Raw genomic sequence first — 23066 nt, forward strand, 5'->3', positions numbered from 1 at the left:
ACATGTGCAGTCTATGCAGCGAGAGAGATCGCGAACCGAAGGGCTGCCCCTGTGACCACCTCGCCGACCCGGCCGCTCCCCGCCGTACAGCTCCGCGTGCTCACTGACGAGGACGCGCACGCCTGGCACCACCTCTTCGCCGACCCCGACGTGATGGAGTTCCTCGGCGGTCCCGCCGAGCTGTCCGCGTACGAGGAGATCACCGCGCGCCAGCGCATGCACGACGCCCAACTCGGCTACTGCCTGTGGACCCTGCTGGACGCCGACGGCGCGGTCATCGGATTCACCGGCGCACAGCCGTGGCCGCGGGAGAAGGAGTGGGGGCCGGTCGGCGAGATCGAGATCGGCTGGCGACTGGGGCGCTCCGCGTGGGGCCAGGGCTACGCGTACGCCGCCGCGCTCGCCACCCTGGACCGCGTGCGGGAGGCCGGCGTCCCGCACGTGGTGGCGATGATCAACGACGCCAACGCCCGCTCGATCGCGGTGGCGGAGCGCCTGGGCATGACCTTGACCGACCGCTTCCTCCTGCCGGGCGGCGCCGCGTACGGCAGGCGGTACGAACTGACGCTCGGGGAGGGGTGAGCGGGGGGGGTACGGGGTCACGCGTGCGGGGTATCCGCCCCCTTGACCCCCCACCCCCACCCGGCGGTTGCCCACCCGCCCCCGGCTCGGATTCCCGCGGGCGCACCGAGCGGTGCGGGGCGGCTTCGGGGGGCGGGAGCCCCCGGGGCGGCATCAGAGTGGCGTATGGGGGTTTCCCGTCAGTCTCATCGTCTCTCCGTGTCGGGCCGGTCCCTCAAGGGCGCTCCTTCGTCGCGTCGCTGCGCGATGGCCTTCGGCCACCCTTGACCGACCGTCCCGCCCCGGACATACGAAGACTGCCGGGAAACCCCCAAAGGAACGGGCCGGCCATCCACATACAGGGGCTAGCAGCGTCGCGATGCACGGGTTGGGCCCCGGCGGCCGGATCTCCAGGAGCGGCCCCACCTTCCCGGCACCCGGGGTCGGGGCGGACGCGTCAGATCGCTACGCGCTTCTCATCTCTCAGCGTCCGACGCCCGTCCTGGGCTGGACATAGGCCGCCCACGAGTCTTCGATGTCTGCGAAGACGGCGCCTGACGGCTGTCTGGGGAAGTCCAGGCACCAGAGCGTGGCTATTCCGAGCTGTATCCGGGTCAGCGTGGGTGGGCGGTCGGAACGGCCGTTCTTTTGTCCCAATTGGGGATGTATGTCCGCCGGTTGTTGGGAGTGGGGTCGCTCTGATCGGAGTACAGCTCGGCTGAGGCGAGGAATCGACGCCCACGACCCTCCACCAGCCCCCGGCGGGCCCTCTCCGCCAGAAACGACCCTCAGTCGCCGTCGACGGGGACCGTGTAGCGATCCGTGGCGGCCTATTCCCAGCCCCAGACGGCCGTCGGACGCTGAGATGCGAGAAGCGCGTAGCGATCTGACGCGTCACCCCCCGCCCCGGCGATCCGATGACGATCGGCCCGCCTCGCGGACTGGCCGGCCGGGGCCCAGGCCGTGCATCGCGACGCTGCCCGTCCCTGTAATGGATGCCCGGCCCGTTCCTTTGGGGGTTTCCCGGCAGTCTTCGTATGTCCGGGGCGGGACGGTCGGTCAAGGGTGGCCGAAGGCCATCGCGTAGCGACGCGACCGTAGGGAGCGCCCTTGAGGGACCGGCCCGACACGGAGAGACGATGAGACTGACGGGAAACCCCCATACGCCACTCTGATCCCGCCCAAGGGGCTCCCGCCCCCCCGAAGCCGAGGCGTGATCGTTCGATGGCGTCAGCGACGGGGCGCGGCCGCCCGGTCGGAGTCGCTGCGCAGGACGCAGAATTCGTTGCCTTCGGGGTCGGCGAGGACCGCCCAGCCGGAGCCGTCGGGGTTGCGGTGGTCGGCGACGAGGGTGGCGCCCAGGGCGAGCAGCCGTTCCACCTCCTGGTCGCGCGAGGTCTCGGGGCGCAGGCAGAGGTGGATCCGGTTCTTGGTCTTCTTGGGCTCGGGCACCTGGTTGAAGTAGAGCACCGGGCCGTCCGTCAGGAGGACCTGTGTCTCCCGGTCGCCCGGTTTGTCCTCGGGGTGCAGGGGGCGGTCGGTCACTCGGCTCCAGAATCGGGCCAGCTCGTAGGCGTCCGTGCAGTCGATCGCCACGTTCTGCAGTACTGAGGTCATGCGTGTCCGTCTCCGTCCTCGCTTCCGGGTGCGGTGCTAGAACACCGACAGGCCCGTCAGGGTCGTGAAGCGATCCAGGGCCGCCACGCCCGCCACCGAGTTGCCCTGGGTGTCCAGGCCCGGGCTCCACACCGCCAGGACGCACTGGCCCGGGACGACCGCGATGATGCCGCCGCCGACTCCGCTCTTGCCGGGCAGGCCGACGCGGTAGGCGAACTCGCCCGCCGCGTCGTACGTCCCGCACGTCAGCATCACCGCGTTGATCTGCTTGGCCTCGCTGCGGGTCAGGAGCCGGGAGCCGTCCGCGCGCAGGCCGTGGCGGGCCAGGAAGAGGCCGGCGCGGGCCAGGTCGGCGCAGCTCATCTCGATCGAGCACTGCCAGAAGTAGTGGTCGAGGAGGGTGGGCACCGGGTTGTCGATGTTGCCGTACGAGGCCATGAAGTGGGCGACGGCCGCGTTGCGGTCGCCATGCTCCTGCTCGGAGGCGGCGACCTCGGCGTCGAAGCCGATGTCCGGGTTTTGGCTCTCGGCCCGCAGGAACTCCAGCAGTTCGCTGCTCGCGTCGCCCGTCAGGGTCTGGAGCCGGTCCGTGACGACGAGGGCGCCCGCGTTGATGAACGGATTGCGCGGAATGCCGTTCTCGTACTCCAGCTGGACGAGCGAGTTGAAGGGGTTGCCGGACGGCTCGCGGCCGACCCGCTCCCACAGGCTGTCGCCGCCCTCGGCCAGCGCCAGGGCGAGCGCGAAGACCTTGGTGATGGACTGGGTGGAGAAGGGCACCTGCCAGTCCCCCACCCCCCAGACGTTGCCGTCGAGGTCGGCGATGGCCATGCCGAACCGCCGCGGGTCCACGCAGGCCAGCGCCGGGATGTACTCGGCGGGGGTGCCGCTGCCCACCAGCGGGGCGAGGTCGGCCGCGATCTGCTTCAGCAGGGGCCCGTAGTCCACGGGTGCAGCGTCGGGCACGGGTGTCAGACCTTGGTGCCCCGGTGCAGCGCGACGATGCCGCCGCTGAGGTTGCGCCAGGCGACCTTGGACCAGCCGGCCTTCCGCAGCAGGCCGGCGAGCTCGGGCTGGTCGGGCCAGGCGCGGATGGACTCGGCCAGGTACACGTACGCCTCGGGGTTGGAGGAGACGGCGCGGGCCACCGGCGGCAGGGCGCGCATCAGGTACTCCGTGTACACCGTGCGGAACGGCGCCCAGGTGGGCTGCGAGAACTCGCAGATGACGACCTGCCCACCGGGCTTGGTCACCCGGTACAGCTCGCGCAGGGCGGCGTCGGTGTCCTGGACGTTGCGCAGCCCGAAGCTGATGGTGACGGTGTCGAAGGCGTCGTCCTTGAAGGGCAGCCGGGTCGCGTCGCCCGCCGTCAGCGGCAGCCAGGGGTTGCGCTTCTTGCCCTCGCGGAGCATGCCGAGGGAGAAGTCGCAGGGGACGACGTACGCGCCCGTGGCGGCGAAGGGCAGCGAGGACGTCGCGGTGCCGGCGGCCAGGTCGAGGACGTGCTGTCCGGGGCGCGCGCCGACCGCCTTGGCGACCTCCTTGCGCCACAGCCGGGCCTGGCCGAGGGACAGGACGTCGTTGGTGAGGTCGTAGTTCGCCGCGACCCGGTCGAACATGGAGGCGACTTCGTGCGGCTGCTTGTCCAGGGATGCCCTTGTCACTGGCGTTCGCCCCTCGGTGTGCGATGCGGATCGGCGGGTGGGTACGGTCCCATCCTCTCAGGCTGCGCCGCCCCCGGCGGCGGGGGCTCCACCGCTGCGGCAGAACTGGTCCGAAGGACAGTTACGCCGCCGCCCCGCGGCCGCGTTGACTGGCAGCGTGCGGCCCGGTGAGGGTCACCCGCCGGATCGGGGCCCGAAGCGTGGCAGGTCCGGCAGTGGCCGCCGCGAACAAAGGGCTTCACGATGCCGGCAGGCCAATCCACCGGTCGCTCCAGCCGTAGCGGACCGCGCGCCAGACGTCGGGCGCAGCGGCGCAGGCGGCTGCGGCGCACCGTCCTGATCGGTTCGGCGGCGCTGGTCGCGCTCTCGGGGACCGCGTACGCGCTGCTGCCCGAGGACGGCGGCGACCCGCGCGCCGGCAGCCGGCCGGCGGTCCGGACCGAGCAGCAGGAGGAGGCGCAGGGGGCGGACGGCGCCGGGAAGCCGGCGGCGCAGGGCGGCGCGAAGGCTCCCGCCCCGGTGAAGTCCTCCGCCGCGCCCGGCAAGCCCTCCCCGGGCTCGCCCGCGCCGACCACCGGCGCACCCGCGGCCCCCGCCCGGCCGGGCGCCTTCACGGCGTCCACCGCCGCCGGCCCGGCTCAGGGCAAGGGGACCGCGCTGCGCTGGCGGATCGAGGTCGAGGAGGGCAGCGGCGTCGACCCGGAGGCCGCCGCCCGCTCGGTGGAGGCGATCCTGGGCGATCCGCGCGGCTGGACCAGGGATCCGGCGTACGGGTTCCAGCTGGTCGGGGCCGGCCAGCCGGTGGACTTCACCGTCAAGATCGCGACGCCGTCGACCACGGACCGCCTGTGCGAGGTGGTCACGCCCGAGCTCATCGGCGAGACGAACTGCCGCGCCGGGCACACCGTCGTCGTGAACCTCAAGCGCTGGCAGGAGGGTTCGCCGCAGTTCAGCGGCTCGGTGGAGGAGTACCGGGCGCTGATCGTCAACCATGAGGTCGGGCACGAGATCGGCCGCGAGCACGAGACCTGCCCGGGACCCGGCCAGCCCGCGCCCGCGATGATGCAGCAGATCAAGGGCCTGCTCGGCTGCAAGTCCAACGCCTGGCCGTACGACGAGAGCGGAACTTATCTGTCCGGTCCGCGCGTCCCTTAGGTGGGAGAGCCGGCCGCGGAGTGTCGCCGGCCGGGGGGAGTGGAAACCGTGCGCGTCGTCAGCTTCAGCGTTCCCGCGTGGTTCCCGTCGTACGGGGAGCCCGCCCGGGAGCCGGCCGCAGCGCAGCAGCTGATCACGACCGGGGTGCAGTTGACCGAGCAGGAGTCGGCCGTGTTCCTGTGCCTGGCCACCGGCGCCTCCAACAAGGAGCTCGCCGACGAGCTCCAGCTGTCGGTCAGCACGGTCAAGTTCCACGTCGTGAACATACGGGCCAAGCTCGGCGGGATCAGCCGCCTGCAGGCCTGCCTGCTCGCCGCGCTCGCCCGCGAGGAGGACGCGCGCCTCAGCGGCGGCGGTGGAGCAGCCTGCCCCCGATGACCGTGGCCACGCACGTGGTCGCGCCCCGCTCCAGCAGCTGCGCCTCGTCCGCCACCGCGAACACCGCGAAGCGGGCCGCCGCGCCCGGCTCCAGGATCCCGTGGAAGGCCTCCCGGGCCGCGTCGCGCCCGGCGAACGGATCCAGCGCGGGCAACCCCTCGTACGGCGCCGGGGGCAGGACCGTCAGCCCCGAGCGGACCACCGCCGTGCGCACCGCCGGGCTCGTGAAGCGGCCGCACACCGCCACCACGCCGCGGGCGAGGAGGCGCTGGGTACCGCGCCGGGCGCTGTTGCCCCGCCGCGGCTCGGTCAGCTTCAGCGCCTCCAGCGCGTCCGCGCCGCGGATCGGGTCGGCGCCGAGCTCGGTGACCTCGTACGGGTCGTCCGGGTAGTACGTGCGCTCCAGCAGCTCGTCCGCCCCGCGCACCAGCAGGCCGGGGGTGAGCAAGCCGGGCCAGCGCCGGACGCGGGCGTGCGGATGGGCCGCGCACAGGTCGGCGTACGGCCCCACGCGGGTGATCCGGTCGCCCTCGACGAGGACCGCGCCGCCGGGGAGCGGCGCGGATCCGGGCCCGGCGACGAGGAGTTCGGCGGTGTGGAGCGTCAGCATCGGTTCATCGGCATCGGTTCATCGGCATCGGCTCGGACGCGTCAGTTCGAGGAGATGAGCTTCAGCTCGGGGTGCGCCGTGCCGCCCTCGATGGCGGTGGAGGAGATGTGCGAGACGACGCGGTCGTCGACCGGGTCGTTCGCCGGGTCGTCGTGGACGAGCAGGTGCTCGTACGTCGTCGCGCGCTGCGCGGGCGTACGGCCCGCCTTGCGGATCAGGTCGATGATCTCCTGGCGGTTGGAGCGGTGCTTGGCACCGGCCGAGGAGACGACGTTCTCCTCCAGCATGATCGAGCCGAGGTCGTCCGCGCCGTAGTGCAGCGAGAGCTGGCCCGCCTCCTTGCCGACCGTCAGCCAGGAGCCCTGGATGTGGGCGATGTTGTCGAGGAACAGGCGCGCGATCGCGATCATGCGCAGGTACTCGAAGATCGTCGCCTGGGTGCGGCCCTTGAGGTGGTTGTTCTCGGGCTGGTAGGTGTACGGGATGAAGGCGCGGAAGCCGCCCGTACGGTCCTGGGTGTCGCGGATCATCGCGATGTGCTCGATGCGCTCGGCGTTGGTCTCGCCGGTGCCCATCAGCATGGTGGAGGTGGACTCCACGCCCAGCTCGTGGGCGATCTCCATGATCTCCAGCCAGCGCTCGCCGGACTCCTTGAGCGGGGCGATCGCCTTGCGCGGCCGCTCCGGCAGCAGTTCGGCGCCGGCGCCCGCGAAGGAGTCGAGGCCGGCGGCGTGGATGCGCTGGATGGCCTCGCTCGCCGAGACGCCCGAGATGCGGGCCATGTGGTCGACCTCGGACGCGCCGAGGGAGTGGATGACCAGCTGCGGGAAGGCCTTCTTGATGGCGGAGAAGTGGTGCTCGTAGTACTCGACGCCGTAGTCCGGGTGGTGCCCGCCCTGGAACATGATCTGCGTGCCGCCGAGCTCGACGGTCTCCGCGCAGCGGCGCAGGATGTCGTCGAGGTCGCGGGACCAGCCCTTCTTCGTGTCCTTGGGGGCCGCGTAGAAGGCGCAGAACTTGCACGCCGTGACGCACACGTTGGTGTAGTTGATGTTGCGCTCGATGATGTACGTCGCGATGTGCTCGGTACCGGCGTAGCGGCGGCGGCGCACGGCGTCGGCCGCCTGGCCGAGCGCGTGCAGCGGCGCGTGGCGGTAGAGGTCGAGCGCCTCTTCCTTGGTGATCCGGCCCCCCGCGGCGGCGCGGTCGAGGACAGACTGGAGAACGGCCTGGTCGGTCACCGGTGAGTCACCTTTCGGCGGTGTGTCTGTGTCAAGGTCCGGACCGATCCAGCCTACGCCAGGGGGTCCGGCGCGCTTTCAGGGGCTACGGGTGAGATCGCCCTCGGGGTTCCCGGCCGGGCCGTCGCCCGACTTGTAGTGGAGGGTCCCGTTGGCGTTGAGGGTGAAGCGCTCGTCGGCGGAGCCGTTGGAGCAGACCCCCGGGGCCGGGTTGGGGCCGCCGGCGGTGTCCAGGACGAGCGAGCGGTCGGTGGCGGAGGCGAGCTTCCAGTCGCCGCTGCAGTCGGTGCCCAGTACGGCCAGGACCGACTTGTCCCGGGCGACGACCTCGCCGACCTTGCCGCCCTTGATGGTGATCTCGAACTCGCTGGCGAGGCCGAGGCGGGCGGTGGTGACCGTGCCCTTCCAGGTGCCGATGAGCTCCTTGGGGACGTCCGTACGGGTCCCCCGGGGCGGCTGGCCGTCGCCCTGCCCGGACGGGGTCGCACCCGGCGCCTGGGAGGCGGGGCTGGAGGCGGCGGGCCCGGGGCCGGAGTCGGCCAGGTCCCGGCCCTTGTCGCCCTGGCCGGGCAGCAGGCCGAACCCGTACAGCCCGCCGGACAGCGCCGCCACGACGGCGGCCGCGGCGAGCACGAGGGTGCAGCTGAAGCGGCGGCCCGCCGCGCGCAGGCTCACCTGCCGCCCGTCGGGCGCGGTCCGCGGCTGCGGTACCCCGCCCGCGCCCACGCCCGCGCCCGCGCCGCCGCCCTGGCCGCCGCCCCCGGCGGTCTCGGTGGGGCTGCCGTACGGGCCGGCCGGCGGGCCCGAGGGGGCGTACGGGCCGCCCCCGTACGAGGGGTCCGGTGCACCGAAGCCGGCCACCGCCTGGCCTCCGTGGGACGGGGTCGTGAAGGGCACCGGGCCCGAGGGGGCGTCGGGGACGGCCGCGCCGAACCGGGCGGCCGCCTCCGGGACACCGGAGGCGTCGGCGTCCAGGTCCAGCAGGGCGACCGCGGCGCGGCTGGCCTCCTCGACCAGCGGGGCCGGCAGCCAGCCCGGGGCGCCCAGGGCCGCGCCGAGGGCCGCCGCGACCGCCTGCGGGGCCGGCCGGTCGGCGGGCGCCTTGGCCAGGCAGGCCGCGATCAGCTCGCGCAGCTCACCGGCCGGGAGCGCGCCGAGCTCGGGCGGCTCGTGGACCACCTTGTAGAGGAGGGTGGCCGAGTTGTCCCCGGTGAACGGCGGCCGTCCGGTCGCCGCGAAGGCCAGGACGGCGCCGAGCGAGAACACGTCGGCGGCCCCGGTGACCCCCTTGCCGAGGATGTGCTCGGGCGACATGTAGCCGGGCGAGCCGACCGAGACGCCCGTGGACGTCAGGGAGGCGGTGCCGTCCGTGGCCCGGGCGATCCCGAAGTCGATCAGCCGCGGCCCGTCGAGGGTGAGCATGACGTTCGACGGCTTCACGTCCCGGTGGACGAGTCCCAGCCCGTGCACGGCCACCAGGGCGCGGGCCAGCCCCGCGCCGACGGCCCGTACGGAGGTCTCGGGGAGCGGCCCGTGCGCGGCCAGCGCCCGGTCCAGGGAGGGGCCCGCCACGTATCCGGTGGCCACCCAGGGCACGGGGGCCTCGGGGTCCGCGTCCAGGACGGGCGCGGTCCACTCGCCGCCCACCCGCCGGGCCGCCTCGACCTCGCGGCGGAACCGGGCGCGGAACTCCTCGTCGGTGGCGAAGTGCGGGTGCACGATCTTGACGGCGACGGTCCGGCCGCCCGCACTGCGCCCCAGGTAGACCCGGCCCATGCCACCCGCGCCGAGCCGGCCGAGCAGCCGGTACGCGCCGATGGTCCGCGGCTCGCCGGCTTCGAGCGGCTGCATCGCGTCCCCCAATTCCCCGTGATCGCGGGCGCCTTGTGCCGCCCGGCCATGCAGCACCCTAGGGGGTGCCCGGCCCGGGGGAAGGCGCTGTCGCCCTTTTGCATTTCCCGGCCGCCGCCCGGAATGCGAAAGGGGCGTGAATTCACGGGAAACCGCGCACCGCCCGGCCCGGCCCTTTGGCCTGCCGCCGGGTAATCCCGGTCAGCGCTCCTGAACCACCGTGCTCAGGAGCTCCACGGCGACATCGGCGGGATAGCCGGTCGTCGGGCCGGTACGGCGGGCGAATTCCCGTACGCCGGCCAGTTGCTCGGGTCCGAAGCGGAAGTCGAGCGTGGTGAAGTACCGCTCCAGCAGCTCCGCGTCGAACGCCTCCCAGCGGGCCGCCTGCTCGGCCACCTTGGTGACCTCCTCCAGGGAGACGTCCCGGGAGGCGAGGAAGGCCTCGTGGACCTTCCGCACGACGACGGGCTCGCGGGCGAGGTAGTCCTTGCGGGCGGCCCAGACGGCGAAGACGAACGGCAGTCCGGTCCACTCCTTCCACATGTGTCCCAGGTCGTGCACGGTCAGGCCGAGCCGGGGTGCGTCGTGGAGCGAGGCGCGCAGCGCGGCGTCGCCGATCAGTACGGCCGCGTCCGCCTCCTGCATCATCACCCCGAGGTCGGGCGGGCAGGTGTAGTAGTCGGGCCGGACCCCGTACTGCTCGGAAAGCAGCAGCTGAGCGAGGCGTACGGACGTGCGGGAGGTCGAGCCGAGGGCGACGCGGGCTCCGTCGAGCTGGTCCAGCGGCACCTGCGAGACGATCACGCAGGACATCACGGGGCCGTCGCAGCCGACCGCGAGATCGGGGAAGGCCACGAGCTGGTCGGAGTTCCTGAGGAACTCCACGAGGGTGATGGGGGCGATGTCCAGCTCCCCGTCGACGAGGCGCTGGCTCAGCTTCTCCGGGGTGTCCTTGGTCAGCTCCAGGTCCAGCAGCGTGCCGGTTCGGGCGAGCCCCCAGTAGAGGGGCAGGCAGTTCAGGAACTGGATGTGGCCGACGCGGGGCCGGCTGCGGTAGACGTCCACATCGCGAGACTAGTCCCCGTGTGTCCGTCAGCCTTCGGGCGGGTCTCAAACGTCCGAGTGACGTGATCTTTCCCTCTGGTCTCGGCCGCAGGGTGCGTGCTAGGCTCGTCGCAAGTTGCAGTTTGGTTTCCCTTGCAGTACGAGGCCTGCGGAGAATGTGACCCGCAGGCTTTTGTAGTTTTCAGACTTCTTAGCAGGTTCTGGAGCAGGGCGACCCTTTGGCCCATAGGAGGGCTCATGGCTACCGGAACCGTGAAGTGGTTCAACGCTGAAAAGGGCTTCGGCTTCATCGCCCAGGACGGCGGCGGCCCGGATGTCTTCGTCCACTACTCCGCGATCAACGCCTCTGGCTTCCGCTCCCTGGAGGAGAACCAGACGGTGAACTTCGACGTCACGCAGGGTCCGAAGGGCCCGCAGGCGGAGAACGTCACCCCGGCCTAGTCGCCTGGGCCAACTCTCATCGCGGGTTGGAAAGCAGTACCCAAGGAGCCCTGCTCCTCTCTGCGCGAGCAGCGAGGAGCAGGGCTCCTGCCTTTTCCCTTCCGGGAGGGGTGGCGGGGTCTACGCGGGCGGCCGTGTACGCAGGCCGCCCCGGCACCGTTGCGACGGTGCCGGGGCGGGGGACTCGGCTTCGGCTAGTTCGCGGCCGCCGGTGCGGTGATCGTGATCGACAGGATCAGGGTCACGTTCTGCGGGGTGGCCAGGCGGAGCTGGTAGGTGCCCGGGGCGAGGCCTGGGTCCGTGAAGAGCTCCGGCAGGACGATCCGGCCGTCGGCGCCGGTCTTGGCCAGCGGGACGGTGTAGACCTTCTTGCCGGTCTCGTCCTTGAAGTACGGGCCCTTCGCGGTCGCCGGGTCGGCCGGCACCCACGTGCCGTCCTTCTCCTCGCCCAGCCCGGCCACGACGCCCGCGACCGCGGTCGCCTTGCCCTTGGCCGTGGCGAAGACCTCGACGCCCTTGATGCTCGTACCGGCGACCGCCTCCAGCGGCTTCGAGCCGTCCGGCCGGGACAGCAGGTCGGCGACCGGAGCGGTGACGCGGCCCTCGAAGTTCACCGTGAGCCTGCTCGTGGTGTCGTAGGCCGAGGCGCGCAGCGTGAAGGTGCCCGGGGTGGCGCCCGCCTTCAGGCCGGGCGCGGCCGCGATACCGTCGGCGTCCGCCTTGACCGACACGGACTTCTCCGAGCCGAAGAGGGTGCCCGTGGCGTCCTCCTCCACCGTGAAGATCACGTCCCGGCCGGCGGCGGGCTTGCCGTCGCTGAGGACCAGCTTGACCCGCGGGACCACGGTGAAGGCCGTTCCGGCCTCGGCCGTGAGGCCGGGCCCGTCGAGCACCGTCAGGTCCTGGAGGTGCGGAGCGGGCTTCTCCGGGGTCGGCGTCGGGGTGGGGGTCGGGGTGGGCGTGGGGGTCGGCGTCGGGGTCGGCTTCGGCTTGGGAGCCGGGCTCGGCGTGTACGACGTCTGCGGCGGGGTGGGCCGGGTGCCCGGCTGCGCCGGCGGGTAGTTGCCGGCGGGCGGGTTCGGGACCTCGGCCGCGCCGCCGTTCTGGTACTGGCGCATGAAGCCGAGCACGGTGTTCACGTACTCGCGCGAGTTGTTGTAGCTCAGGATCGCCGCGTCCAGCTTGCCCTGGTTCGACAGGTCCCGGTCCCCCGCGCACAGGTAGAGGCCCGCACCCAGCGCCGCGTCGTAGATGTTGTTCGGGTCGCGCTTGGCGTCGCCGTTGCCGTCGGCGCCCCACGTCGCCCACGTGGAGGGGATGAACTGCATCGGGCCGACGGCCCGGTCGTACACCGCGTCCGCGTCCCACTCGCCCTTGTCGGTGTCGCGGATCTCGGCGAAGCCGTTGCCGTCGAGGCGGGGGCCGCGGATCGGCTTCTCGGTGTAGCCGTCGGCCTTGAGCCCGTAGCCGGAGGCGTGGACGGACTCGACGCGGCCGATGCCCGCGAGCAGCTGCCAGGGCAGCTTGCAGCCGGGCAGCGCGGCCGCCACGGCCACCTCGGCGCGGTGGTAGGCGTCGAGGGCGGTCGCGGGTATCCCGCTCGCGCCCTCCGGCGCGCCCGTCCCCGCCGGGGGCGGGTCGGCGACGATGTCGGGCAGGTCCAGCCGGGCGTCACCGCGGTCGGCGGCCTGCGGACTGTCCGGGGTGGGCTCGGACTCTCCCGCGTCGGCGGTCGACGGGCTGGTCACGACCGCGGCGGTGGTCAGGCTGGCCGCGAGTGCGGCCGTGCACAGGACCTTGCGCGAGGTGTTGACGAGGTGACGGTGAAGCGGCTTCACAGTGCGGCGATCCCCCCAGGAGCCGTCAAAGGCGTACGGCCGGACTGACCGTGAATATCCACTGTCTATCAGGTCTTCGCAGGGGACTCGCCGTCCACCCGGCAGATGTGACGCACCATTCGTCTCAGCTTCACCCGCATCTGGTGACAGAACGAACAGCGCGCCCAACTCCCCGCCCGGATTACCCCGATGGCCACCGGTTTGGAAGGCCCTCGGCACCAAGGAGCCCCGGCCGCCGCTCTTCGCGGTGACCGGGGCTCCGGGGTGGTTCCGTACGGCCCGTGCGGCTAGCTCTGGGTGAAGTAGCCGAGCAGGTCGGTGATCACGTGGTTGCTGCCGCCCCAGCTGTTGAAGATGCTGACCTTGCCGTCACCGACGGGGGTGGTGACGTGGTTGGGGATGGTGGCCCCGGGCAGGGTGTTGAGGCTGCTCGCGTCGGTGCGGGCGGTCCCGTACCCGTGGACGGTGAGGAAGCCGGCGCCGGTGGTCTCGGTCGCGGTGACGTTCAGGGCCGCGCCGACGGCGTTCGCCGGCAGGCCGGCGACGGTCGTGGTGGCGCCGGGCGCGAGCTTGCCGGTGGTGCGGGTGTCGGCGAGCCGGGTGGGGACGACCGGGGTGAAGAGGGCCTTGCCGTCCTTGCCGTAGTAGCCGACCGCGTCCAGGATCAGGTGCGTCGACCCGGAGTTGTTGTACAGGGTAATGGTGCCGTCCGGGCCGACCGGGACGATGGCCTGGTTGGACTTGTCCTTGCCCGGCTCCGGGTTCAGGTTCGAGGTGGTGGGACGCTTCGCCGGGTCCGGGTAGGCGATCACGTGCGTGTTGGCCGTGGTGCCGGTGCTCGTCAGGTTCAGTGCGACGGCGGCGGCGTCGGCGGGGACGCCGTTGACACCGGCGACCTTGACGGTGCGGGTCTGCCCGCCGCCCAGCGCGCCGCCCGCGGTACGGGTGTCGGTGACGCGGGTCGGGGTGATCGGGCTGAACCGCTGCCCGATGTTGGGCTGGTAGTAGCCGACGAAGTCGACGACGAGGTGGGCGCGTCCGGCGTTCAGCTGGGCCAGCAGCTTGCCGTAGGCGGCGACGGGCACGGTGACCGTGTTGGAGGCGGTGCCGCCCGCCTTGACGTTGACGTTCGAGGTGGCCGGACGCGTCTGGCCCGCGGGCCAGACGTTCAGGTGGGTCTCCTGGGTGGCCTCGGTGACCGTCACGTTCAGGACGGCCGCGGCCATGCTGCCCGACAGAACGTGCCCCTGCGCGTTGACGCCGGCGGGCAGGTTGACGGGGGTCGCGCTGCCGCCCTGGAGGGGCGTGCCGCTCGTACGGGTGTCCAGTACGCGGAACGGCTCGGTGGCCACGTAGCCGGAGGCGGCGTAGTCGACCCGTACGGTCTTGCTGACCGTCGACTGCGCACCCTTGGAGTCCTGGAGGGACACCGTCACCTTGTAGTCGCCGGGCTGGCTGTAGGTGTGGGAGTAGGCGCGGTCCATGTGGTCGCTGTGGTCGTAGGTGCCGTCACCGAAGTCGACGGCCACGCGCTGCACCGGCCACGGCGCCGCGGTGGCGGGCCGGGGGTCGACGGCGACGGTCAGCGGGGCGATGAACTCCATCGGGTTGTCCGTGGTCGGCAGGAGCGGCGTGGCCGTGAAGCCCGCCGTCAGCGGACCGGCGGCGGTCGCCTTGGCCGTGGTCTCCGCGGAGACCTTCTGGCCGACGCCGTTGACCGCGGTCACCTTGACCACGCAGGAGCACGGCGAGCCGTAGACGTGGTCGGCGGTCGGCTGCGCGGTGACGACCGGGGCCGTCCCGTCGCCGAAGTCGTAGTGGTAGGTGAGCCCGGCGCGCCAGGTGCTGTCCGCGAAGGCCGTCGCCTTCACCGTGGTGCCGACCGGCGCCCAGTCCTGCTCCAGCTCCAGCCGCACGCCGCGCAGGTCGTCCTGGGTCTCCATGTGACCGCGGTCGATGTACCCGCCGTCCTTGCCGGTGTTGGGCACGCGCGGGTCGTCCGCGATGGGCTGCCCGCTGTAGTCGGTGGGCAGGACGCCGGGCGCCGTCGGGTCGCCGGAGTCGATGAGGGCCTGGCCGGGCAGCTCCCCGTCCTGCTGCGCGAGCGTCGGGACCAGGAGGTCGTGCGCGCCCTGGCCCGTGGCGGCGAGGAAGGCCGCCTGGGTCGCGTAGGCGGTGCCGGCCCACTTGTACGCCGTCAGGTCACCCTCGGAGGGGCCGGCGTACAGGTTGTAGTCGACGCGGGTGCCCGCCGTCGCGCTCTGCGCCACCGCGATGCCGTGGCGCGGGTCGAGGGACGGGCACGCGGCCGTGGCCCGGGCGGAGATCACGTTGTTGAACACGCCGGAGCCGGATGACGCGCCGTCGAGCGAGACGGCCGCCTCGCAGTCGAGGTAGATCGTGTTGTTGGTGACGATCGTGCCGGGTGCGTCGTACGCGGCGACCGCGCCTTCGATGTAGCCGTTGAGCCAGTTGCGGCTCAGCACGGTGCCGCGCGCCCCGCCTTCGATCTGGACGGTGGTGTTCACCCGGCTCCGGGTGAGGCGTACGTCCGTGCTGCCGCCGTCGATCGAGACGGCGATGTACGGACCGGAGGAGAACATCCGGTCCAGCTCGATGTCGGCGGACCCGGTGACCTTGACGCCAGCGTGGGTGCGCAGTCCGCGGACCACCACGTGGGAAGCGCCGGTGATGGTCAGGGCCTTGTCGGTGCCCAGCTCCGCCTGCTCGGAGGCCGCCGCTCCGTCGGCGACGAAGGCGATCGGCTTGCCAGGCTGCCCAGAACGGCTGACGGTGACGGCCTCGTTGTAGACGGACGGCTTGATCCGCACGGTCTGGCCCGGCTGTACGACCTTGGCCGCGGCCGAGATCGTGCAGAAGGGCGCGGCCTGCGAGCCGGCGCCGCTGTCCGTGCAGTTGGAGCCTTGGGTGCGGTTGACGTACAGGCTGGTCGGCGCGTCGGCGGCCGCGGCTGCCGGAACACCGAGGAGGGTGACGAGACCTGCGGTGAGCAGGACCGTCGCACGAGTGGGACGCAACAGGGGTTTCCTTCAGCCAGAAGTGACGGGCGGCCACGACGGGAGCGGCGCCGCACGACTGGTAGACGTCCTGTTCCCCCAGCGACAGTCGGGCGCCCGCGACCCGCCGCGGCTTGGATCATCATCCACCGGAAACCGGCCACGGCGGACACGGTGGGCACCGGAAGCAATGTGATCCACCTCACCGCGACACGGCCGGGGAGCACCGATGACTTCCGGGGAGCCCGGCGGTCTTCTGTGCGTACACACCGCAACGGACCGGAGGAACATTCACATGCGCATCGTCATCAGCGAGTTCATCAGCCTCGACGGCGTCGTCCAGGCCCCGGGCGGCCCCGACGAGGACCGGGACGGCGGCTTCGCGCACGGCGGCTGGTCGCACCCCTTCTTCGACCCGGAGGTGATGGGCGGTGCCATCAGCGAGGCGACGAAGAAGACCGAGGCCCTGCTGTTCGGGCGCCGCACCTGGCAGACGATGGCCGCGGCCTGGCCCGAGCGGGCCGGCGACCCCTTCGCCGACCACATGAACTCGATCCGGAAGTACGTCGTGACCGGCACCCTGGGCGACGAGGACCTGACGTGGAACAACACCACCCGCATCCCCGGCGACCAGGCCCTCGCCCGCATCCGCGAGCTGCGCGAGCGCGAGGGCGGCGACCTGGCGGTCATGGGCAGCCCCACCCTCGTACGCACCCTGCTCACCGAGGGCCTCGTCGACGAGCTCAACCTGATGATCATCCCGGTGCTGCTCGGCGGCGGTAAGTCGATCTTCCCGGAGGACGGCGGGCTGCGCACCCTCGAACTGGTCTCCACGACCACCAGCTCCACGGGCGTCCACGTCTGCACCTACCGGCCGGCCGCCCAGGCCTGAACGGCCCCGCGCACCAGCCGGTCAGAAGACGAACGTGCCGATCCCGACGAGGGCGCCGGCCGCCATACCCAGGACGAGGACGGCGACCATCGCGGCCAGCGCGGCGAAGAAGTACCCCTCGCCGTTCTCGACGCGCCCGTGCCGCGCGCAGGCCGTCAGCCAGGCGGACAGCGTCAGGAACGGTACGAGGAGCAGCCCCGCGCCGGTACCGAAGTTGGCCACGGCGGTGCCGGACAGCTCGTACGCCCGGCCCCGCGCGGTCCGCACCTCCACCCGGGCCCCCGGCCGGTAGTCCTCGGCCGCGGTGGCCAGTACGATCTCGCGCTCCGCCTCGCCGGGGCGCCGGGGCGTGTACCAACCGGTGCAGTCCGTCCCGGTCGTGTACCCCTCGGCGTCCGTCCCCTCGTGGCACTCGTGCACCGAGACGACCCCGTCCACGGCCCCCACCCCCACCACGGCGGCGATCTGCGGTCCGGGCAGCAGCCACGTCAGCCATCCGGCCACCCCGAGCGTCACCACCGCCCCCGCCGCGGCCGCCCCGCGCCCCAGCTTCCGCACCCCACCGCGCATCACGGCCCCCTTCCCTGCTGCCGATACCCCTGGGCGCGACGGGCCTAACGGCGGCGCGGGGCGCGGGGCGCGGGCCGCAGGGGTGTGCGGCCTACCCGCCGTACAGCCCCGCGATCTCCGTCGCGTACCGCTCCGCCACCGCGCCCCGCCGCAGTTTCAGCGTCGGGGTCAGTGTGCCCGCCGCGATCGTGAGGTCCTCCGGGAGGATGTGGAAGGCGCGGACGCGGGCCGGGCGGGAGACGGTGGCGTTGGCGCGCTCGACCGCCGTTTCGATCAGGGCGCGGACCGCCGGGTGCGCGGCCGGGGCGGGACCCGGGTCGAGGCCCTCGCGCTCGGCCCAGGCGGCGATCTCCTCCGCGTCCAGGGTGATCAGGGCGACCGGGTAGGGGCGGCGGTCGCCGATCATCACCGCGCGGGAGACGTAGCGCGACTGCTGGAGGGCGAACTCGACCTCGGTCGGGGTGAGGTTCTTGCCCGCCGAGGTGATGATCAGTTCCTTCTTGCGGCCGGTGATGTGCAGGAAGCCGTCGCCGTCCAGCCTTCCCAGGTCCCCGGTGTGCAGCCAGCCCTCCCCGTCCAGGACCTCCGCCGTCGCCGCCGCGTTCGCGTGGTAGCCCGGGAACACCATCGGCCCCCGCGCCAGCACCTCCCCGTCCTGCGCGATCCGCACCTCGCAGCCCTCGATCGGCCGGCCCACCGACCCGTAGCGCACCGCGCCGGGGTGGTTGAGGGAGATGACGCCGCCCGACTCCGTCATCCCGTACCCCTCGAACACGGCGATCCCACAGGCCCGCAGGAAGTCCAGGGTGGCCGGGGCGATCGGGGCGCCGCCGGTGAGCGCCCACGTCAGCCGGCCCCCGAACGCCTCCCGGACGGGCGCGTAGAGGGCCTTCTCCGCCGCCTCCCAGTCCGGCCGCAGGGCGTCCGGCAGCCGCCCGTCCGCCGCCAGCACCCCCACCCGTACCGCCTCCTCGAAACGCTCGCGTCCGCCCTCCTCGGACTCCGCCAGCGCGAGCACCACCGCGTGCAACTTCTCGAACAGCCGTGGCACGGACGGGAGATGGGTCGGCGAGACGACGGTCAGCTCCGCGAGCACGTCCTCGATCCGGCCGCCGAAGTAGCACAGCTCCCCGCCCTGGAGCAGCGTCGTGTACTGGATCATCTGGGCGAGCATGTGGGCGAGCGGCAGGTACAGGTACGTCCTGTCCCCCGGCCCGCCCGTCATCAGCGGGAGGGTGGCGTCCTGGATCGCGCCCAGGTTCCCGTGGGTGAGGCGGCAGCCCTTCGGCAGGCCCGTCGTGCCCGAGGTGTAGACGATCGCCGCGTCCGCGTCGGGGGTCACGGCCGCGGCCCGCGCGAGGAGTTCGGACTCGGGCCCCTTCGGCCCGGCGGCCAGCTCGTCCATCAGCACGACCGCGCGCAGCGCGGGCAGCCTGCCGGCGCCGCGCAGCGCCTCGACCCGTTCCGCCTGCGCTCCGTCGTCGCAGACCACGACCACCGACTCCGAGTCGGACAGGACCCAGGCGACCTCCGCCTCCCCCGCCGTCGGGTACACGGGGACCAGGACCGCCCCCGCCGCCAGCAGCCCGAAGTGCGTGTACGTCCACTGCGGCCGGGTCTGCGCCAGTACGGCGACCCGTTCCCCGGCAGCCACGCCCAGGCCGATCAGCGCGCGCCCGACGGCCCGGACCTCCGCGCCCAGTTCCTCGTACGTACGGGTCCGCCAGGGCGCGTCCGCGCCGTCGTGCGCGCGGAACCGCAGGGCGCTCTGCGGCCCGTACCGCTCCTGCGTCCACTGGGTGAACACCGCCAGCGTGCTCGGTCGACCGTCCATCGCCCGCCCTCCCGGTATGGGTGACCCCGATGAGCCCCGTCCGGTCCGACGCTAGGCAGCCGCAGGGCCCGGCGGCATGACCGGAAGCGTCACCCCCGCTGACCGCAGCGCTCATTGGGGCTACCGTCGGAGCCATGGGAAGGCGGACGATCACCGTGCACCATGTGCGCGCCCTGCTCGCGGGCGCCCGCGCCGGCGGCATCGACACCGTGCCGCTGCTCCAGGAGGCGCAGATCCCTCCGCTGCTGCTGGGCGACGACCGGGCGCGGATCACGCCCGCGCAGTTCGCCCGCCTCTTCCGGGCGCTGTACCGGACCACGCAGGACGAGTTCCTCGCGCTGAGCCCGGTCCCGAGCCGCCCCGGCACCTTCGCGATGATGTGTTACGCCTCGCTGGGCTGCGCCGATCTGGGCGCGGCCATGGAGCGTGCGGCCGTCTTCTACGGGCTGTTCCCCGGCGGCCCCGAGCTGGCGCTCGAAGTCGAGGGCGGCGAGGCCCGCTTCACCGTGCGCAACGCGTTCGCGCGGGACGAGGACCGGTTCCTGGCCGAGTGCGTGCTGGCGATCTGGCACCGGCTGAGCAGCTGGCTGATCGGGCGCCGCATCCCGCTCGCGCACGCCGCCTTCGCCTGTCCCCCGCCGCCGTACGAGGACGAGTACGAGGTCCTCTTCGACTGCCCGGTCCGCTTCGGGCAGGACCGTACGGGCGCCGCCTTCGACGCGCACTGGCTGACCGCGCCGCTCGTACGGGACGAGGCCGCGCTCGACGCGATGCTGCGCCGCGCCCCCTTCGACCTGCTGTCGCGTCCGGAGTACGGGACCACGGTCGCCGAGCAGGTGCGCCGGACCCTGACCCAGCGGCTGCGCACGTCGCCGCGGCTGCCCGCGCTCGGGGAGGTGGCGGCCCGCCTGGCGGTGTCCCCGGCGACGCTGCGGCGCCGGCTGCGGCAGGAGGGCACGTCCTTCCAGGAGCTGAAGGACCACGTGCGGCGCGATGCGGCGATCGCGGGCCTGGCGGAGAGCGGCGAGCCGATCGCCGAACTCGCCGCGCGGCTGGGCTTCTCGGAGGACACCGCCTTCCACCGGGCGTTCCGGCGCTGGACGGGGACGACGCCGGGGGCGTACCGGATCGCTTCGGGCGGCTGAGCCGCCCGGCCTGCCCTGGGCCCGGCCTGCCCTGGCGTGGGAGCGGCGCCGCGCGGGCGGGCCCGGGCAGGATGCGACTCCGGGCCAGGAAAGGTGAGCTGCACGGTCAGCGACCTCCCTACCGGTCGGTCACTACCTTCACCTCACCTACCCCCCGCACGCATCGAGCCTCTGGGAGAACCGCCCATGCGTTTGCGCAGCACCGCCCTCGCAGCCGTGACCGCCCTGGCCTTCTCGGCCGGCGTCCCAGCCACCACCAGCGCCGCCGCGGCCACCGCCCCGGCCGCCGACACGGCCGGGCTCGCGCCCGGCGACGTCGTCAGCAGCGCGCCCTCCGCCTTCCACCCGCTGCCCGGCCAGCCGACCGGCACCAAGGCCTGGAAGATCCACTACCGCTCCACCACCGCCGACGGCGCCCCCAACGTCGTCTCCGGCACCGTGATCGTCCCGCAGGACGGCCGCACCGGCCCGCGCCCCCTGATCACGTACGCCGTCGGCACGGTCGGCCTCGGCGACTCCTGCGCGCCGAGCAACAACCTCCCGTACGGCACCGCCATGGAGGCCAACCTCATCCAGCAGCTGACCCAGCGCGGCTGGGCCGTGGTCGTCACGGACTACGAGGGCCTCGGCACGCCGGGCGTCCACACCTACACCGTGGGCCCCTCCGCCGGGCACGCCGTCCTCGACGCCGCGCGCGCCGCCCAGCGCCTGCCGGAGGCGGGGCTGTCGCCGTCCGGCCCGGTCGGCATCATGGGCTACTCACAGGGCGGTCAGGCCAGCAGCTGGGCCGCCGAACTGCACGGCTCGTACGCCCCGGAGCTCCAGGTGAAGGGCACGGCGACCGGCGGGGTCCCCGCCGACCTGCTGAAGGTGGCCGAGTTCAACAACGGCTCCTACGGCGCCGGGCTCATCTTCATGGCGGCCGCCGGACAGGACGCGGCCTTCCCGGAGCTGGACCTGGACTCCTACCTCAACCCGGCGGGCCGGCTGCTGGTCTCCGGCATGAAGGAGAACTGCGTGGCGATCGACGCGATCGCGGGCTCCTTCAAGCGGATCTCCGACCTCACCACGCGCGACCCCCTCGCCCAGCCCGACTGGCAGGCCCGCCTGAACGGGAGCAGGCTCGGGCGCACCGCCCCGGCCGCGCCGGTGTACCAGTACCACGCGCTGGGCGACGAGTTGATCCCGTACGGGGTGGGCCGCGGGCTGCGCTCCGACTGGTGCGCGCGGGGCGCGAACGTCGAGTTCGACACCATCTGGGTCGGGGAGCACGTCAGCGGCGTGATCACGCAAGCGCCGGCGGCCGGGAACTGGCTCGCGGACCGCTTCGCGGGCCGTCCGACCCACGCGAACTGCTGAAGGCACCAAGCCGTTCTCGGCTCCTCACTCTCCGGCGGGGCAGGACCGCGTCCCGGACGGCAGCAGCCCGTCGATCAGGAAGCGGTCCGCGTACTCCCGTACGCACGCGGAGGCCGCGTAGCCGGTGTGCCCGTCGCCCTTGTAGTCCACGACCACCGCGGAGCCCAGCCGCTTCGCCGTCTCCTCCGTCCACTCGTACGGGGTCGCCGGGTCGCCGCGGGTGCCGATCAGCAGCATCCGCGGGGCGCCCGGGTGGTCGATCTTCCGGATGAAGTCGGTGCCGGCGGGGCGCCCGTAGCAGGCGAGCACGGTCCTCAGCTGGCTCGGCCCGAAGATCTTCGACGCCTGGAGGAACTCGCCCTCCAGGGCGGCGAGTTCCTTCTCCACGGCGGCCGGGGTGGCCCGGTCGTCGGAACGGTCCGGATCGTCGGCGCAGTTCACGGCGACGAGCGCGGCCTCACCGTTGTCGGCGGGCACGGGCACAGGACCGGCGGCCCGCCGAGCGCCCTCGCGGCGGCTGTCGGACGGCGCTGCCGGACCGCCGAGCTGCATCAGCCCCACCGGATCGCCGTCCCGCTCGGCCATGGCCAGCGCGTCGGCGAGCGCGGGCCACATGCTCTTCGCGTACAGCGCCAGCGAGATCGCGGCGACGGCGTCCTGCCCGGTCACGAACGAGCCGTCGTGACCCACCAGCGGCTCCCTGTCGAGCCGCGCCACCAGGGCGCCGACCTCCTCTTTGGCGCTGCGGACGTTGGTCCCGTACACACAGCTCTTCCGGTGGGTGCACCAGGCCAGGAAGCGTTCGAGGGCCCGCTGCTGGCCGCGCGCCGACACGGGTGCCTGCTCGGCCAGCGGTTCGGTGAGGGTGTCGACCCCGTCGAGGACCATGCGGCCGGTGTCGCGGGGGAACTGCGCGGCGTACACGGCGCCGAGCCGGGTCCCGTAGGAGAAGCCCAGGTAGTTGAGCTTCCTGTCGCCGAGGACGCGGCGCATCACGTCCATGTCGCGGGAGACGTTGACGGTGCCGACGTACGGGAGCACGGGGCCGGAGGCGAGCTCGCAGCGCCTGGCCACGGCGCGCAGGGCGGCCAGCTGCGCGGCGGCGTCCTCGCCGCCCGGCTCCTGTGCGGTCTGCTGGGAGCCCCCGCAGGAGATCGGCCCGCTGCGGCCCACCCCGCGCGGGTCGAAGGCGACGAGGTCGTACCGCTCACCGAGCGTGGCGAAGGCCTTGGGATCGGCGGCCAGCCCGGCCACGCCGGGGCTGCCGGGCCCGCCGAAGTTCAGCAGCAGGGACCCGAGGCGCCGCGCGCGGTCACTGGCCGGTATCCGCGCGAGCGCCAGTGTGATCGTCCCCTTGGCGGGAGCGGCGTAGTCGAGCGGTACCTCAACGGTCCCGCACCGCATCCCCCGGGGCACACGCTCCCCGGGCCCCACCGCACAGTCCCCCCACCGAACCCGCTGCCCGTGAAACCGCGCCAACGGATCCCCGTCCGCGGGCGCAGCGGCCAACGAGGCCACGAGCGCACAGGCGGCAAGCGCAACGAAGGCACGGGAACGGTGCACGGCACCCTCCTCGGGGTGACCCCCCGGAGCCATCAGCCCACGATAAACCGCCCCCCAACCCTGCGCCCGCCCAGCGCCCACCGCGCGTAACGGCCCCGGCCGGACCCCCGCCCTCATTCGGCCGAAGCCCGCCCGGGGTCGGGTGTGGGGCGGGGTGTCCCCGCAGGGCGTCGAACGCACCCCCGCCGCACCCCCCGACCCCCCGAACCGTTCGACGCCCGAGGAGACACCCCGGCACACACCCGACCCCGCCGACACCGGCCCC

The 23066-nt window shown here is 73.0% G+C and carries 19 protein-coding genes; 7 read left to right on the top strand and 12 right to left on the bottom strand.

Annotated elements, in window-relative coordinates; translation table 11 throughout:
* The first annotated feature begins 51 nt into the window (after positions 1 to 51).
* Positions 52 to 582: a GNAT family N-acetyltransferase gene (locus ACF059_RS28255; RefSeq protein ID WP_392062327.1), complete on the top strand. Its 531-nt coding sequence runs from the start codon at positions 52 to 54 to the stop codon at positions 580 to 582.
* A gap of 1209 nt (positions 583 to 1791) precedes the next feature.
* Here the strand turns inward: ACF059_RS28255 and ACF059_RS28260 are convergent.
* Genes ACF059_RS28260 through ACF059_RS28270 form a run of 3 tightly spaced genes read right to left on the bottom strand, consistent with a single transcriptional unit; the run spans position 1792 to position 3842 of the window.
* Positions 1792 to 2178, bottom strand: coding sequence for a VOC family protein (locus ACF059_RS28260; RefSeq protein ID WP_392062329.1), 387 nt, complete (start codon positions 2176 to 2178; stop codon positions 1792 to 1794).
* Positions 2179 to 2214: 36 nt separating this feature from the next.
* The gene (locus ACF059_RS28265) at positions 2215 to 3126 is read right to left on the bottom strand and encodes a glutaminase (RefSeq protein WP_392062556.1); all 912 of its coding nucleotides are present in this window, start codon (positions 3124 to 3126) and stop codon (positions 2215 to 2217) included.
* A 23-nt stretch (positions 3127 to 3149) separates the two neighbouring features.
* On the bottom strand, positions 3150 to 3842 hold the full coding sequence (locus ACF059_RS28270) for a demethylmenaquinone methyltransferase (protein ID WP_360890741.1): 693 nt from the start codon (positions 3840 to 3842) through the stop codon (positions 3150 to 3152).
* A gap of 243 nt (positions 3843 to 4085) precedes the next feature.
* Here ACF059_RS28270 and ACF059_RS28275 point away from each other — a divergent pair, with 243 nt between their 5' ends.
* Both ACF059_RS28275 and ACF059_RS28280 read left to right on the top strand, forming a co-directional pair.
* The gene (locus tag ACF059_RS28275) at positions 4086 to 4997 is read left to right on the top strand and encodes a DUF3152 domain-containing protein (RefSeq protein ID WP_392062332.1); all 912 of its coding nucleotides are present in this window, start codon (positions 4086 to 4088) and stop codon (positions 4995 to 4997) included.
* 48 nt (positions 4998 to 5045) lie between these two features.
* Positions 5046 to 5375 carry a response regulator transcription factor gene (locus ACF059_RS28280; RefSeq protein ID WP_392062334.1) on the top strand — a complete coding sequence of 110 codons (330 nt, stop codon included), beginning with the start codon at positions 5046 to 5048 and terminating at the stop codon, positions 5373 to 5375.
* Here ACF059_RS28280 and ACF059_RS28285 read toward each other — a convergent pair.
* The 4 genes from ACF059_RS28285 to ACF059_RS28300 form a co-directional block, all read right to left on the bottom strand.
* Positions 5341 to 5985 carry a hypothetical protein gene (locus ACF059_RS28285; RefSeq protein WP_361953849.1) on the bottom strand — a complete coding sequence of 215 codons (645 nt, stop codon included), beginning with the start codon at positions 5983 to 5985 and terminating at the stop codon, positions 5341 to 5343. The two genes, ACF059_RS28280 and ACF059_RS28285, sit on opposite strands and share 35 nt — an antisense overlap.
* A 41-nt stretch (positions 5986 to 6026) precedes the next feature.
* Positions 6027 to 7226, bottom strand: a complete 1200-nt coding sequence (mqnC, locus tag ACF059_RS28290) for a cyclic dehypoxanthinyl futalosine synthase (protein WP_392062337.1) — start codon at positions 7224 to 7226, stop codon at positions 6027 to 6029.
* Positions 7227 to 7304: 78 nt separating this feature from the next.
* Positions 7305 to 9077 (bottom strand): serine/threonine-protein kinase, encoded by a 1773-nt coding sequence (locus tag ACF059_RS28295; protein WP_392062340.1) that lies wholly within the window; start codon positions 9075 to 9077, stop codon positions 7305 to 7307.
* A gap of 201 nt (positions 9078 to 9278) precedes the next feature.
* The gene (locus tag ACF059_RS28300) at positions 9279 to 10142 is read right to left on the bottom strand and encodes a menaquinone biosynthetic enzyme MqnA/MqnD family protein (protein WP_392062343.1); all 864 of its coding nucleotides are present in this window, start codon (positions 10140 to 10142) and stop codon (positions 9279 to 9281) included.
* Positions 10143 to 10379: 237 nt separating this feature from the next.
* On the opposite strand from ACF059_RS28300, the gene ACF059_RS28305 reads away from it, so the two are divergent.
* The gene (locus tag ACF059_RS28305; protein WP_030012116.1) at positions 10380 to 10583 is read left to right on the top strand and encodes a cold-shock protein; all 204 of its coding nucleotides are present in this window, start codon (positions 10380 to 10382) and stop codon (positions 10581 to 10583) included.
* A gap of 194 nt (positions 10584 to 10777) precedes the next feature.
* Here the strand turns inward: ACF059_RS28305 and ACF059_RS28310 are convergent, their stop codons facing one another.
* The gene (locus ACF059_RS28310; protein ID WP_392062346.1) at positions 10778 to 12421 is read right to left on the bottom strand and encodes a lytic transglycosylase domain-containing protein; all 1644 of its coding nucleotides are present in this window, start codon (positions 12419 to 12421) and stop codon (positions 10778 to 10780) included.
* A gap of 287 nt (positions 12422 to 12708) precedes the next feature.
* Positions 12709 to 15459, bottom strand: a complete 2751-nt coding sequence (locus ACF059_RS28315) for a PKD domain-containing protein (protein WP_392062349.1) — start codon at positions 15457 to 15459, stop codon at positions 12709 to 12711.
* A 274-nt stretch (positions 15460 to 15733) separates the two neighbouring features.
* Here ACF059_RS28315 and ACF059_RS28320 point away from each other — a divergent pair, with 274 nt between their 5' ends.
* Positions 15734 to 16330: a dihydrofolate reductase family protein gene (locus tag ACF059_RS28320; RefSeq protein ID WP_392062351.1), complete on the top strand. Its 597-nt coding sequence runs from the start codon at positions 15734 to 15736 to the stop codon at positions 16328 to 16330.
* 21 nt (positions 16331 to 16351) lie between these two features.
* Here the strand turns inward: ACF059_RS28320 and ACF059_RS28325 are convergent, their stop codons facing one another.
* Positions 16352 to 16900: a hypothetical protein gene (locus ACF059_RS28325; protein WP_392062354.1), complete on the bottom strand. Its 549-nt coding sequence runs from the start codon at positions 16898 to 16900 to the stop codon at positions 16352 to 16354.
* Between the two features lie 91 nt (positions 16901 to 16991).
* Positions 16992 to 18734, bottom strand: coding sequence for an AMP-dependent synthetase/ligase (locus ACF059_RS28330; protein ID WP_392062357.1), 1743 nt, complete (start codon positions 18732 to 18734; stop codon positions 16992 to 16994).
* A 134-nt stretch (positions 18735 to 18868) separates the two neighbouring features.
* Here ACF059_RS28330 and ACF059_RS28335 point away from each other — a divergent pair, with 134 nt between their 5' ends.
* Entirely contained in the window at positions 18869 to 19879 is a 1011-nt protein-coding gene (locus ACF059_RS28335; protein WP_392062360.1) for an AraC family transcriptional regulator, read from the top strand.
* A 186-nt stretch (positions 19880 to 20065) separates the two neighbouring features.
* The gene (locus tag ACF059_RS28340) at positions 20066 to 21238 is read left to right on the top strand and encodes a lipase family protein (RefSeq protein WP_392062363.1); all 1173 of its coding nucleotides are present in this window, start codon (positions 20066 to 20068) and stop codon (positions 21236 to 21238) included.
* A 24-nt stretch (positions 21239 to 21262) separates the two neighbouring features.
* Here the strand turns inward: ACF059_RS28340 and ACF059_RS28345 are convergent, their stop codons facing one another.
* On the bottom strand, positions 21263 to 22642 hold the full coding sequence (locus ACF059_RS28345; protein WP_392062366.1) for an alpha/beta hydrolase: 1380 nt from the start codon (positions 22640 to 22642) through the stop codon (positions 21263 to 21265).
* Positions 22643 to 23066 lie beyond the last annotated feature (424 nt).

The organism is Streptomyces sp. NPDC016562, from assembly GCF_043076955.1.
In the GTDB taxonomy this organism is placed as follows: domain Bacteria; phylum Actinomycetota; class Actinomycetes; order Streptomycetales; family Streptomycetaceae; genus Streptomyces.